We start from the raw sequence: 13,975 nt of genomic DNA, 5'->3' as shown, positions 1-13,975 counted from the left end.
TACTTCGGCAACGCCACCACTCGATATTCACACTGCATTGCCGATGGCACATGGTAGTGGTAATCGATTAGTTACAGTGGAATGCGTCTTTTTCTGCGAGAGAGGGGACGATCCTTCGATTCGCCTCTATTACAACGGTGTGATCGATATCTCTCGATCGGAATCGTTGAGAGCGGTTTGCTTGAGAACGTGCAGAAGTGTTCTGAGTTGACGACCCAGCTGTTGGACGTTTCCGCTGGTAATCTGGCAAGAAAAGTACATCAGATATCAACCCGAATTCATCGCGACGGAGTGGTCTATTCGCGGTACCTATTCTCGACCATCTATACTAGATTTACTTGTCAAATCGATGTCGAAACGAGGAGACGATCGATCACCGAAACGTTAGTCCGAGTCACGGATAAACGTGAGTACCTCCTCGATAAAGCGGTCTGGCGCGGTGTTCATCGGCTCGTGTGATTGCCCGTCGAACCTAATGAGCTGACTATTCGGGAGTGCCTCGGTGACTGCTTCCGTCGCATGCTTGTAGAATGGGGGACTTTCGCCACCGCCCAACACTAGGGTCGGCGTGGTCACGTCCGCAAACCGAGCAGGATTGAACTCGTACTCCGCGATCGCTTGCCACTCGCGGGGCAACGTATGAGCTGCGTCTACCATATCCTGCCAGATCGGAGCCGAGCGAGCCACGTCGATTTCGTTCGGTGTAAGGTGGGCTTCTGCCTGCAGGAACAGCATGAGCGCTTGCTCATTTTTACCGTCGTCCAACAACCGATTCATTTCATCGACCACCTCTTTGACCTCAAGTTCCTGTTCGCTGATCTGTATTGGTGGTTCATTTACAACGAGTTTGCGTAGGTTGTCGGTTCGCAGGGCCGCTTCCAGCGAATAGAGGGCGCCACCGGAATGGCCAAGCAGAACTACTGGTTCGCTGATCGAATCGACGACCGCAACTACGTCCTCAGCTTCCCGTGCCAGGTCGTACTCGGTGGCGTCGCCGCTTTCACCGCGACCACGTCGATCAAGTGCGTAGACCGTGAAGTGTTCTGCAAAGGCAGATCGAACGCCGGTCAAGTCCCAGAACTCGTGAACATGGGTAACCCCGTGCACGAGTACGAGCGGTGGACCGTTCCCCGTTCGTTCGAATGCAATTGGCGTACTATCCGCTGAGATTACGATTTCCGTCTCTCCACCTGAATGTGGTAGTGTTGTGTCTGCCATCGGATGATTCACCCCCGTTTATTCTCTATGCTACACAGTGGCTTAGCATCGTTGTCGGAGAAACCGAACAGTTAGAACTGGACGTGCGACGTGTACTTTCAGGCTGGCTAATGTTGATCTCTTTCCACTGTCGGAACCACTTGAAGGACGGGGTGTTTGACGTCGAGGTGGGTACCCTGTTTCTGCAGGCTGACTGTTCTCCTAGCGAATATAGACCGACTGTCCATCGGTCGGGCATACTAGCAGGTTTTGCGGCCCCAGTAATACCGTTCCCACCCGACCCGTCCTCGGAGAGTAGAACATCGTGACCTGAACTTCAGTGTGGCTGCCTATCGCTTTTATTCGCGGTAATTTCGTGGTCGTGATGATTTCCTTCGGCGTGGCCATCTGGCAGGCGGTCTGCATGAGCGTGGGGGTCCCCTTCGACGAACTCGTGGCCGTCTCGGTCACCGTTTTCGAACGCCGCGACGCGGGCCGCGAGATCACCGTAGTCGAGAATCCCTCGTTCGACCAACGACCGTTCGAGCGCGGTTAACCATTGGCGGTAGTAGACCGTATTCGGTTCGCCGTTCTCCCGGTCGGCGTTCACTTCCTCGATGAGACGAGTCTGGAACTCCTCCCAGGTGAGGGTCTCATCGCCGAGTTCGTCGGTGAGGGCAACTGCGAGGGCGAACGCACGTGCCTGCCACGGGGCGTCGAACGTCGGTGCCTCGTCACCGGGTTCTGGCGTGGAATCAGTCATACGAGCCGCTCCACCCCCAACATGGCGTTGCGCGTCACGATGTCCCGGAGTTCGGTTTCGCTCAGCTGATCGGTTCCGGGTGGGCGTTGGGGTAACACCATATACCGAATCTCGGAGTTACTGTCCCACACTTCCAACTCGACATCGCCGGGAATCTCGGTATCGAACTCCTCGCGAAGCAGCGCTCGGGGTTCGTCGACGGCCCGCGAGCGGTAAGCCGGTGTTTTATACCAGGTGGGGGGAAGTCCAAGGACCGCCCACGGATAACACGAGCAAAGCGTACAAACCACGAGATTGTGCGTCTTGGGTGTATTCTCGACGACTCGCAGTTCCATCACCTCGTCGCTGACCGCCACGTCAAGGTGGGCCACTGCCTCGATTCCGTTCTCGAGGAGACGCTCTTTGAAGTCTGGGCCGGTCCAAGCCCGCGCGACTACTTTTGCGCCGATCAACGGGCCGACCGCTTCCTCATACGTAGAAATCACGTCGTCTACGGCATCGGTGCTCAACAATCCCTTCTCAGTCAGCAGTGATTGGAGTGCCCTGGCTCGGGCCTCGGGGTCGTGGTCATGAAGGTCGTTCGTCTCGGTGGTGGAATCTGATGTGTCTGTCATGGTTTGCTAAGGTAACTTTCCCAGAGTTCGATGTGGACGGCGTCGGCATCGGTATGGTTGGCACCCCAAACGTTGGCGGCGTCGAATTTGACGTTGTAGAGTGGTTCCGCACGGTCCTCTCCGTGGGCACTCGCGTCCGGTAGGACGTGAGTTCCTCGATGGGCATGAATCGTTCCCCGGATGCCACGGATGTACCTCGGACACCGGGTGTGGCCCTTCGGATGGTCATTTCGGACTTCGACCTCGTCACCGGGTTCAAACACAGGGGTTTCCCGTACGCGTCCCGATTGGTAGACCTTAGCGACTCCTTCGGTGAGTTCGTCCAGAGACGGGCCGGGTTTGTCGGAAATCTCGGCCTCTCCACACTCGAACGCTGTTACTCGGTCTGCGAGTTCGCCACGGTCGATGACGCCAGCGTCGAGGAGGAGCGATTCAATGCCTGTGAGCCAGCGCTCGTAGTACGACCTTTCCAGATAAAATTCGGGATTGTGCTGTTCGAGCGTGTAGCGGAACTCGTCTAGATTGAACGCACCACTGGCGATACCGGTGACGAACAGTGCGTAGACGCGTCCCTCCCAGTCTTGGTGAAACGGTGATGCATCGTCGGGTTCGTCTGGTGGGAGGTCGTCGAACCCGTCCATCCCACCGAGGTCGTGGATGCCATCCATAACCCCTCCACGATGTCGGCGGAGAAAAACCCCTATCCAATAATAACAGGGATCAACCATGCCGAACCCTCATTACGACTTTCACTCCTCCGTTTATTACTTTGCGACTACGCCGACTTACTCGGCCTGACAGCCTCGCTCTCCAGGGATGTCGGTCATGTCGGCGCGCGCCCTTAGTGAGGGGGCATTAGAGCAGGTACAATCGAAGGCAGCTTTGACGGCTGGAAAAGTACTTTAAAATAGAATTTCGATCGATGGGTGCAAATTGATATGTAGTAATACAAAAATATTGTTCAGCGAGGATTACCGGATTCTGATGCGGTTTCGGATATTCGAGTCAATAGGATGACGCTGATGACCGCTACACTCACGTGCATTCCTGCCAAGACCATGCTTACTGAGGCTGGTTCGTTCTTCAAAACTGGTGGTGGCACTATGAACGACCCGACTCTTCATCCGGGAATTCTATAGAGGCAGCGGCCAGCCGGTCCTGTGACACAGCGGCGTTGATTTTGAGCTGTATACGTGGCATCGTATGTGGGCATTGATTCCGAGCGAATATCTACTTAAGTGCCTGTATCGACACCGTCTTCAGATCGCGAGAGATTTTTGCCGAAACTAGCGGATGTGTATCGCGTTATTTCGTTGAGTTGCCACCACAGTCGGATACCTCGGATTCGATACCGAGCGTCGGAGTACTCTCTCATGAGAGTTTACACTCGATCGCTTCAGTCTGACAGTGATATAGTGGTCGTCCCTAGTGAGGACTACTGACAGACGGTACTTTGCAGCAAAACGGTTACTGCGGTGGTTAGTTCGGCAAGTCGGTGTCCGTCTGCACGAACGGCCACCGCGGGAAACCGTTGCGGCCATTATAGTTGGACTCTGTTGGTTCAGTATCGGTATTCATCGGGGGAATACCCCACGTGCGCATCAATTATGGGCAGACGCTACTTTGTGGCTCCTACTCGGTCACTGGCAAACAAATAAACGCCCTCGTTCGAGTCATGGGTGGGCTCATAACTGACCGCTTTCTCATCGTCGCGGTCGATATCGACGTCAATGAAGCGTGGGACCAGCCCGGCGGCCGTCCAGAAATTCTTGGTGTCCTGTAACTGATAGTGCAAGTGTGGTTCGGTCGAATGTCCAGAGTTCCCGCACTGGCCAATTACGTCCCCTGTCGTAACGGAATCGTCCTCGGAAACAGTCGTACTTCCCGCCTTGAGGTGCGCGAGGAACGAGAATTCACCAGCTTCGTGTTCGATCGTAACGTGATTGCCTGCGATGTCCCACGTGCGCCACTCGATCCGCGCACTCTCCGGGTGGGGGAAGTCACGGCGTCGGTCACTCACTGCGACTACGGTACCATCCGCAGGCGCACGGATTGGTTTTCCGAAAGCGTAGTAATCGTCTAATTCCTCGCCGTTGTCAGTATGGGTGTTACCATCCTCATCGGTGATGACAAAATCGTATGCATAGCGCTGGGAGAGTATCTCCCATGAGTGTGACGTGTCTTTGGTGATACCGCCGTTGACGACGGTCCACTCACCATCGAAAGGGAGATTGAGCGCCGTCTCAGGTGTATGAATCTCTGGACTCGGTTTCCCGCCTCGGTACCGGGCATAGGCAACGAGTTGTCCACCAAGCTGGAGGATTTGAGTGAGAACGCCCCAGGGTGTAACCGACCAAGAAAGGACGGAAAGTACATAGACAGCCCGTTCTCGGTTCGTAATCTCGTATTCGGTATCATCCTCTTCAATAGAAACGGTTTGGAGAACGATCGGAAGGATTCCCGCGAGGAGGAAACAAAGAAATCCGAGCCACCAGGGTCCACCGAGATAATGCGAGAGCCCCCCGAGTGTGAACCAGAAACCCATTAGCATCCAAATATTCACATTAGTCAGACGAATGAGTAAGCGTCGCGGGAGGGATCTGACTGCTGAGGCAGGACCGTCGCTTGTATCCACCGCATGTTCTTCCATGGTGCCGGATGGATAATGCAGGGTATATTCTTTTTGTGAAACACAGTTCACAGACCCACACACTCATTGATTCACGCCAAGAATCTAAACCCCATGACGGCCGATGACTTGGCTGCTCCTCGAGCAGCGTTTTCCGTTCTTTCCCATGAAGTCCGTTTAGACATTCTTTTATCTTTGTTCGAAAAGTGGGAGGGCGAATGGACGGAACCACGGGGTTACGCCGAGTTGATGCAGACCGTTGGCATCGAAGACAGCGGCCAGTTCAACTATCATCTCAACGAGTTACGCGGCAGTTACATCCGACGCGTTGATGATGGCTATGTTCCGACAGCGGCCGCGACGGCTCTCTACCGGGCAGTGCTAGCGAACCGACCGATGGAGGATGCTGACCGGACGCTCCACGTCGATTTCTCGTGCCCGACGTGTGATGGCAAACTGATTGTCGAGTATCGAAGAGGCTTCCTTTCAGTGCAATGTTCGAGCTGCGAATCGCCGGCAAGCAGATACACCTATCCATTCCCAGCGAACGGCCTCACAGATCGAAGTGATACAGACGTTTTGTTGACGTTCCATCGACGCCTGCGTTCGCATCTCGCTCTCGCGCGAGACGGACAATGTCCTTTCTGTACTGCCCGGACTACCCGTGACCTCGTTACTGGAACACCCAGTATTCTCAGCCAGAGCGACAGCCAAACCGATGTGTTTGCGAAAATAGAATGTTTGAAATGTACATTCCAAGTTGCAATCGATCCGCTCGTCGCCATCAGGGACGATGTACGGATTGTGTGTGCTCTTCGTACGTTAGAGATTGCAACTGTCGATACATTCGATTGGGAGCTTCCAACACCCGACTACACGGTTCACGAGTGCCCTTTCCAAATTGAACTGGTGGTCGAGTCCGATGAGGGGACACTGCTCGCCACTGTTGATGATTCGCTTTCTGTGTTGTCAATCCAGAGTGAAGCAGACTGTTCAATGTAAATACAGTACTCGTGTCACATCAAATCCATCCACGGTATGAACACTATTTCCGAACGGCCACAGTGTCCTCTCTACCGAATCACGTGACTGCAACGGTGGTGTTTTCCGGAAACGATCACACGATTGAAATCCGGAGGTCGTCGGAAAACGGCGAGCGTTTTGCCCAAGGATCAGTCGTGGCCATCCTGAAGATGATCTGGCGAGCGATCAGTAATCGTGTGGTTCTGAGTTAGTATACAATACTAACGTAGTACCGACTCGGGATCAAGCTACTAGTCCGAGCATTTAAACACGCACCACTGTCAGCGATAGGTATGGGATATCATCTCATCGACCCGACCGACCTCGACCAGTGGGACGACCGTCCGACCGATGTCCGGTCGCTCAGTGTTGCCGCAGGATACGACTATCAGAACTCGAAACTCGGTCTCCGGGTCTACGAACTCTCGCCCGGTGAGCAGTCCGGGCTGAGCTACCACATCCACGACGAGCAAGTCGAGGCATTCTACGTTCTCGACGGGACGCTTCACGTCGAAACTCCCGACGAGACGTATGTTGTGGAATCCGATCAAGTCCTGTTCGTCGACCCCGGGAGCCCGCAGCGAGCGTTCAATCCCGAAACCGCCGAAACGGCCACACGTATCCTCGCGATCGGGGCACCATCAGTTGACGACGCGCACCCGTACGACCCAACTGACGCCGCGTAACCCGTCTCTCCAGTGTCCGAGCGAGAAGGTGCAACGGGAACGTGAGGGACTATTCCTCTCGCGTCTGTTGGGAGAGTGCGGTATCCTCGTAGTTGGCAAATCGCGTGATCTTCCCGTCCCGCACGTCACACACGTGGGCAAACGGGAGTTCGAACGGTGTTCCCGCCTTGGATGTGCCCGTGAATATACCTTCCACGACGACGGTGTCACCGCCGTCGATAAAGCGCTCCGGGGTAACCGTAAAGTCGTCGTATTCTTCGACTGCTGGGATGAACACGTGTGTTCGAACATCGTCGGGTGTGCGGTAGGTGCCGCCAAAGAGTGGATCCCCTTCGGGTTCGATCCACGTCACATCGTCGGCCATCCTGGCCAGCACATCGTCGAGATCACCCTGATTGAAGGATTCGTAGATTCCCCGAACGAGTTCGACGTTGTCGGTTGCTGTAGCTGCCATGTTGATTCCCCGTTGTACCTGACGCTCCGAAATATGATAACGTTTCAGTAATACAACCAGACACGAGAGACGTGAGTGATTGGTCACCCCGTGGAAAAGCGATACGAAGCTACAAACCGCGCTCATAGACGCAGAAGAGAAAAACAGCCGGTTTCGACTCTCTATTCGGCATTGTTGGCCGTCTCGAGGATCGATTCAAATCGAGAATCTCCCCAATAGCGAACCGTCTCACTTCGCTGATCGTATTCAAGCACATCAGCATCCGCTAGCCTCGGCAGGTGATTGTGGAGTAAGCCAATTGCAACCTGCTCACGGCGCTCATCTAACGTTGTTTCTCTCTTCGACCCCGAAGAGATGATACATTCAACGAGGTCGCCAAAGCTGGCGCAATCGATCGGTTTCTGGTCGAGATACGTGATGATTGCACGACGGTGTTCATGTCGCAGTAGGTCTACTGCCTCCTCTTCGGAAGGGTGTCCCGAATTCGTCGATTTCCCGGTTTTCATGGATCCACATTGTAAACCACTCTTAAAAAGCAGTTGCCCTAAACAGTTAGGAACGATTCGACTCCATCGCTTTTGCTTTCCCGAAGAACACTGCTAACAGTTTGCGTTCGCTGGCTCTCAGATGCTGGTGGAACGTGGGTGCCGAAACCCCGAGTGAATCTGCGACCTCTTCACCAGTACTCTCACGCGGCCACTCGAAGAATCCGGCATTATAAGCTGCGGTCAAGGACGCTTGCTGGCGGTCAGTTAACTGACTCCTGAGGCGCGCATGTTGCCTTCGGAGCGGCTGGACAGAACGCTTAACTTCTTGTTTCATCGTGAGGCGAGCGTTTGGATGAACCGATTGTACAGCATCGGTGAGCGTTCGGATATCAGCATCAGCCGGGGCTTCAGCGACGAACGCCCCTCTTCCGTCCACCACCTCCGCGTGTTTGATGCGGGCACCCCGTTCGATGAGCACTTGTGGGGAAGTCGATGCTCCCACAAACACGATTTCAAGCAAACTGGCCTCCGATTCGGTACTGATACAGCGGGCCTTTTTAACGATCGGTTGTCGGCGTGCCAACTCGAGAAATGAGTCGACTGGGGCATTCTCTAGCGTGATATAGTAGAGCAGTTCTTTGTTCGTGGATGGAACGAGGTCTTCGAGCGTGATCGAGCACTGCAAATCAGCGGATGCAGTGATAAAGAACGCTGACGTTTCGGTAAGGTCGAATGTGAGTTCGTAGTGACTATCCGTATGGAGTAGCTTCTTACTCTCCGCGGCATGGATCGCGTATCCAATCGTCTCACCTAGTTCCTCGAAGACTGCTTGTTCTCGCTCGCTGAATGCATCAGACCGAGATGCAGGGACAACCAACACCCCATACGTTGTTTCGCCATAGACGAGTGGAATACACAGCACGGAACAAAAGCCACGTGCAAGTGCTTCGTCTCGCAATGAGTCGGGAAATCGGGGATCGGATTCGACCGAGGTGATTAGTTGAAGTTCTTGCGTTCGTAGTGCTTCGGCAGCACCGCCGGTGCTCGTCTCGGCCGAATCCGTCCTGCTAAGTCGGGCAATGTAGTCCGAATCGACGTTTGCACTGGTGCGGGGTTCAATTCCGCCACTCGGTAACGACTGTTCACCGATGAACACGTCCTGATAGAGATCGGACGCAGCGAGCCGTTCGCAGACGCTGGCCTCGATTTCGTCCCGCGTCGTCGTTCGAACGAGCGTTTGGTTGATTTCGCGAATGAGTCGGTTGATTCGATTGAGCGTTTCGAGGCGGTCACGGTGCTCTTCGATAGCGCTTTCACGTTCTTTTCGCTCAGAGATATCCTCGCCAATGAGAACTATGTATTCGAGTTCATCATCTAGGGACCTGAGCGGAGCAGCATGTAATGAAATCCAATACCGCTCTCCGTCGGGTCGCTCGAGCAGCGCTTCATAATCATAGATAGGGTTCCCCGTATCGATGACTTCTGCGATTAAACCGTCGCTTGGATCTATGGGTCGATTTTCGGTATCGTACAGGGTAAACACCTCATCCAAGGTAGAGAGACTCGTCAACTGATCGACTGACAACCCAAGGATCTCTTCGACTTGTTCGTTCGCGCGAACGAGTTGCCTATCTGGTGTGAAGACGCCAACTGCAATCGGACTTGTTTCGAGAATACGTTCGGTGAGATCTCGCTCCTGTCGGAGCTCTTCTTCCCGCTCTTGTCGTTTAGAGATATCTCGGAAGATCCCCTGTATGACTGTTTTCCCGTCTAATTCTGTGATACCGGAGCTAACTTCGACAGGGAGGCGAGACCCGTCGTCGTGGGCAATGTGATGATTCATATCGTGGCGAATCACACCTGTCGAATCACCGGGGACGCTACCACGCTTGACGAGCTCTTGGAAGTTTTCCGTATATTGGTTGGCCTGTTCTGAGGGATGCAACTCCGACAGATGCAGTTCACAGAGTTCTCCACGTGATTTGCCCGTGAGTGATACTGCAGCCTGATTGACGTCCTCGATCGTTCCTGTTTCGGCGTCTGCGATGAAGATCGCATCAGGAGCTGTTTCGACGAGTTTTTTGTACTTCTCCTTGGTATTCTCGAGTTCTCTTTCTCGCTGCTTTCGCTCCGTGATGTCACGGATAATCGCCGTGAAAAGTTGCTGTCCATCATACTCGTATTCAAAGAATGAGAACGCCAACGAGAGCTCAGATCCGTCTGCATGTAACCCGACTCGTTCGACGTACTCGCGATCTACCTCCCGCGTACCATCACCCACGCGTCGATAAAACGAGTCAAAATACGCTTCCCGATGACGCTCCGGAAACAATTTCAGTATCGATTGACCGACAAGACCATCGTCAAACCATCCAAAAAGACGTTCAGCCGCGCGATTTGAGAATACGATGGTTCCATCCGGATCGAGGGTGAGAAATCCATCGAGTGCATGTTCGACGAGGTCACGAAAGAAGGTGGTCTCAGTACCGATGTGTGCTGCAAACTCCTCAGCATTTGTGTCGTGATCAGGCTGGTGGGTCATAGTGGTATGTGGTGACGTAACACCGTTCGTTGAAGAGAATGAAGAGCGAGAATCGATAAAACACTTCGGATGAATAGACCCGATGCTGAGATGTTGAGAGTGAACATCTCGCCCTTTAGTTCGTTCAGTGGTGTGTAAGGTGGAGCCTATAACTGGGATTGGCTTGCAATCGGAGTATGGGACTTTGACGCGTCGTCCACCTCTTGATCAGTGTGATAATCGAATCTGTCCGTACGCAGCCCCGTGAACCGTCTCAAGGTCACGCCTCGAGACACTCGGGGCGCCCTGTCCGTAGAATGGCACGACTCCGTGGTGTGCGGGTAATGCAAGACTTAATCAATCTACAGAAAATATTGTGCATATGGCTACGTTTGAGGTAACACTGCCCGACCGTATCGAGAGTAATATCGACCGCCTCGTCGAGCAGGGTGATTTTCTGAACCGAGAACAAGCGATCGAGGAACTCCTTACACTCGGTATTTCGGCCCAAGAAACGGGAGATGGATCCGAAAATGAACTATCCGAAGATCTGTTTACGCAGGCAATCGATGACCAGCAGGATCCGGCCGGCCAATACGAAGACTCGCTCTAAGTCGTACAACGGATCATCGAATCGTTCGAACAATTTGTGAGGAACGATAGTGCGGAGGAGCTTAGGTGGACACGTCGAACGACATATGAGGTTTTGAATGAGATTGTGAACGATGATGATGCTCAAAAGAACTTACGGAGAAACCCGTTATCTGGATGATTTAGTTGTCTCTCCTTCATCCTCCGGGTAGCGCCAATCGTCGATCTGCTCGTTCCTATCGTTGGACCGGTTGTAGATGTGGATAGTTTGCGTTTTGTCGTCCATCGACTTCTCGTTGTAGGTGTTGAGCGCTCGCGAACCGTTTTAGGAATCAATCTTCCCGAATTGGCGGTCATCGAGGAAAGCAAGTATAGATAGTATTCGAAAGTCAGCTGGGTAGACTTTCGTAGAGAAAATAATGATATGGTTCGTTACCGTTCTCTTCGGGAGGTAGCATGCCCAACAAATCAGAAGTCATCGAAAAATGTGAGCGCCACGATGTCGAGCTAGTTCGTCTCTTCTGGGTTGACAATGCGGGCGTCGAACGTGGACGAGTCGTCAACGCGAACGATATTGAGAGTGTGTTCGCCAATGGTGCCAACATCGCACAGGCACAGCAGGCATTTACCGACACCGACTATCCGACGGAAAACGCCCCGCTTAGCCGTGTCGGAGAAGTCAGACTCATCCCCGACCCCGAGACGTTCCGGCTTCTTCCATATGCAGACCGTGGGGCCGCGATGATGTGTGACCTCTATCAACTCGATCAAACGCCGTGGCCAATCGATCCTCGATCACGCCTACAAACGTTCCTCGACACGTTCGAGTCTCAAACGCGTGCTGCATTCGAGCCGGAATGGTATCTCGTCCGTAAGACGGAAGACGGATTCGAACCATTCGATCGGAGCGGTTGTTATACGGCAGATGGCATACAGAATGCGCATGATATCATTCTCGAGATTGTCAACGGCCTCTCTGCTCAAGGCATGGAGACATCGGTCTATTACCCTGAATACAGTCCTGGACAGCAGGAAATTGCAATCAAGCATGGCGATGGGCTCACGCCAGGTGACAATCAGACGTTTTACAAACAGACAGTAAAAGCAGTCGCCAAAAATCACAACCTTCGAGCGACGTTCTCTCCGAAGCCGTTTCCGGAGCACGCAGGCAGTGGTTGTCATCTCCACCTTTCACTCTGGCATGGAGACGAAAACAGGTTCTACGATTCGGATAGCACGTCCAACTACAGTATCTCTGAGACGTGCCGACAGTTCATTGGAGGTGTCCTTGACCATGCGAGAGCGCTCGTTGCACTAACAGCACCGTCCGTCGTTTCATACAAGCGACTCCAGCCCGATGCGTGGGCATCGGCTTACACGGCATGGGGATACGACAATCGCGAGGCGATGGTTCGAATCCCCTCATCTCAGTGGACGACACCGGCCGAGACTACACGAATCGAACTCAAAGCTGCTGATAACACGGCGAATCCCTACTTGACGCTCCTCGGAACTCTGGCTGCCGGTCACGATGGAATCGAGCGTGAACTCGATCCCGGCAAGCCAGTCGATGTCAATCCTGGTGACCTTTCTCAATCGGAGCGGAGCCGCCGTAATATCGAGCGTCTCCCACAGTCGCTCGGCGAGGCGCTTGACGAACTCGAAAACGATGCCGTCCTCAAGCAGGCAATGGGGAGCGAACTCCATCGAACGTACCTCGCGGTGAAACGAGCAACCTGGCAAGACGCAATGAGCGCAGTAACTGACTGGGACGTTGAGACCTATACTCGATTGTACTAGATACAGGACGAACTCGATATTGTCGTTCAATTAGGCTCTACTATCCTCGAAGTGGTACGAATGCTTATCTAGACGGCCGTTCCACGTCCGGCATGCCAATTCGGGAGACTGTCGAATCCACGCCACTCATCGACAATCACGCACACGCCGTTGAACCACTCTCACATGAAACAGTCACCCAGTCGTTTGCGAGCTTCTTTACCGAGGGCAATCTCTCACAGGAGAATGCTCGCCATACGCTGAACTACCGGTCAGTACTCGATCTCCTTGGTGAACAGTTCGATGGAAAGGACGAGGAAACACTGCTTGAATGCAGAGCGGACGTCGACCTCGGGGAGTACACACAGGCACTTCTCTCACAGACGAATACGGAGTACATCCTCGTAGACGATGGATTCCCGGATGTCTCACCCTCGGAATTTGCGACGTACACGGACGTTGCGATCAAACCCATTCATCGGATCGAGAACGCCGCCGAAGCGATGATTCCGAATTACAATTCGGTCGACTCGTTCGAAGATGCGTTCGTAGCTCATTTGGACGACGTCCTCAGTGAAGAATTCGTCGCGCTGAAAACGGTCGTCGCGTATCGCACGGGCCTTGATATACACGAACATGATCGTGATGCGCTTCGAACTGCATACGAAAATGTCCGTAAGAAATGGAGTGGGCGACTTGAACACCCTGTCCTCAACGACTACATCGTCCATCTCGCAGCAGAGGCCGCTGCACGCCACGATGTACCGCTGCAGTTTCACACTGGATTCGGTGACGCCGATGCCAACCCCAGATTCGTCGACCCGACCTACCTTTACGAGTTCCTCCGAACGCATGCGGATACACCGATAGTCCTCCTCCATGGTGGCTACCCGTACACCCGGGCAGCCGGATACGTCACCGCAACACTTGACAACGTCTACCTCGACCTCTCACTCGCCACGCCGTTCATCCAGCACGGTGTAGAACCGCTCATCTCACAAGCGCTCGAACTGGCACCGACGACGAAGTTACTCTACGCTTCGGACGCGTTTTCCGTCCCGGAACTCTACTTGCTTGCGGAACGTCGGTTCCGTGCTGACCTCACGAGTGTTCTCGAACGACTCCACCAAGACGGCTTTATGACCGAAGAATATGCCGAAAAAGTGGCTCGTAGTATTCTCCGTGAGAACGCCGTTCGGCTCTACGACCTCTGACAGCAATCAAAAGCAG

General features: G+C 53.7%; 13 protein-coding genes. 5 read left to right on the top strand and 8 right to left on the bottom strand.

All coding sequences use genetic code 11. The features are described from left to right. Positions 1-384: 384 nt before the first annotated feature. From OOF89_RS21775 to OOF89_RS21755, 5 genes are all read right to left on the bottom strand, one after another. A complete protein-coding gene (locus OOF89_RS21775; protein WP_266081987.1) occupies positions 385-1,218 on the bottom strand; it encodes an alpha/beta fold hydrolase in 834 nt (277 codons plus the stop codon). A gap of 316 nt (positions 1,219-1,534) precedes the next feature. Continuing rightward, on the bottom strand, positions 1,535-1,960 hold the full coding sequence (locus tag OOF89_RS21770; RefSeq protein WP_266081985.1) for a nitrile hydratase accessory protein: 426 nt from the start codon (positions 1,958-1,960) through the stop codon (positions 1,535-1,537). Continuing rightward, on the bottom strand, positions 1,957-2,574 hold the full coding sequence (nthA, locus tag OOF89_RS21765; RefSeq protein WP_266081983.1) for a nitrile hydratase subunit alpha: 618 nt from the start codon (positions 2,572-2,574) through the stop codon (positions 1,957-1,959). Before nthA ends, OOF89_RS21770 begins: the two co-directional genes overlap by 4 nt. Further along, positions 2,571-3,242 carry a nitrile hydratase subunit beta gene (gene nthB, locus OOF89_RS21760; RefSeq protein ID WP_266081981.1) on the bottom strand — a complete coding sequence of 224 codons (672 nt, stop codon included), beginning with the start codon at positions 3,240-3,242 and terminating at the stop codon, positions 2,571-2,573. Before nthB ends, nthA begins: the two co-directional genes overlap by 4 nt. Before the next feature lie 950 nt (positions 3,243-4,192). Next, positions 4,193-5,119: a M23 family metallopeptidase gene (locus tag OOF89_RS21755; protein ID WP_266081979.1), complete on the bottom strand. Its 927-nt coding sequence runs from the start codon at positions 5,117-5,119 to the stop codon at positions 4,193-4,195. A gap of 198 nt (positions 5,120-5,317) precedes the next feature. On the opposite strand from OOF89_RS21755, the gene OOF89_RS21750 reads away from it, so the two are divergent. Then, positions 5,318-6,205: a DUF7351 domain-containing protein gene (locus OOF89_RS21750; protein ID WP_266081977.1), complete on the top strand. Its 888-nt coding sequence runs from the start codon at positions 5,318-5,320 to the stop codon at positions 6,203-6,205. Between the two features lie 314 nt (positions 6,206-6,519). After that, complete coding sequence (locus OOF89_RS21745) at positions 6,520-6,912, top strand: cupin domain-containing protein (protein ID WP_266081975.1); 393 nt, start codon at positions 6,520-6,522, stop codon at positions 6,910-6,912. Positions 6,913-6,961: 49 nt separating this feature from the next. Here OOF89_RS21745 and OOF89_RS21740 read toward each other — a convergent pair whose 3' ends face one another. From OOF89_RS21740 to OOF89_RS21730, 3 genes are all read right to left on the bottom strand, one after another. Continuing rightward, complete coding sequence (locus tag OOF89_RS21740; protein WP_266081974.1) at positions 6,962-7,366, bottom strand: nuclear transport factor 2 family protein; 405 nt, start codon at positions 7,364-7,366, stop codon at positions 6,962-6,964. A 161-nt stretch (positions 7,367-7,527) separates the two neighbouring features. Then, positions 7,528-7,872, bottom strand: coding sequence for a DUF7344 domain-containing protein (locus OOF89_RS21735; protein WP_266081972.1), 345 nt, complete (start codon positions 7,870-7,872; stop codon positions 7,528-7,530). A gap of 46 nt (positions 7,873-7,918) precedes the next feature. Then, positions 7,919-10,396, bottom strand: a complete 2,478-nt coding sequence (locus tag OOF89_RS21730) for a PAS domain S-box protein (RefSeq protein WP_266081970.1) — start codon at positions 10,394-10,396, stop codon at positions 7,919-7,921. Positions 10,397-10,757: 361 nt separating this feature from the next. Between OOF89_RS21730 and OOF89_RS21725 the strand changes: the two genes are divergently transcribed. The 3 genes from OOF89_RS21725 (at position 10,758) to OOF89_RS21715 (ending at position 13,959) form a co-directional block, all read left to right on the top strand. Continuing rightward, the gene (locus tag OOF89_RS21725) at positions 10,758-10,988 is read left to right on the top strand and encodes a ribbon-helix-helix domain-containing protein (RefSeq protein ID WP_266081968.1); all 231 of its coding nucleotides are present in this window, start codon (positions 10,758-10,760) and stop codon (positions 10,986-10,988) included. A gap of 434 nt (positions 10,989-11,422) precedes the next feature. Next, positions 11,423-12,766 (top strand): glutamine synthetase family protein, encoded by a 1,344-nt coding sequence (locus OOF89_RS21720; protein WP_266081966.1) that lies wholly within the window; start codon positions 11,423-11,425, stop codon positions 12,764-12,766. Positions 12,767-12,858: 92 nt separating this feature from the next. Then, positions 12,859-13,959 carry an amidohydrolase family protein gene (locus OOF89_RS21715; protein WP_266081964.1) on the top strand — a complete coding sequence of 367 codons (1,101 nt, stop codon included), beginning with the start codon at positions 12,859-12,861 and terminating at the stop codon, positions 13,957-13,959. Positions 13,960-13,975: the final 16 nt, after the last annotated feature.

The sequence above is a fragment of the Haladaptatus caseinilyticus genome, from assembly GCF_026248685.1.
GTDB classification, from domain to species: Archaea; Halobacteriota; Halobacteria; order Halobacteriales; family Haladaptataceae; genus Haladaptatus; species Haladaptatus caseinilyticus.
The sequence above is the reverse complement of the archived record's forward strand: the minus strand, read 5'-3'. Positions and strand labels throughout refer to the sequence as shown.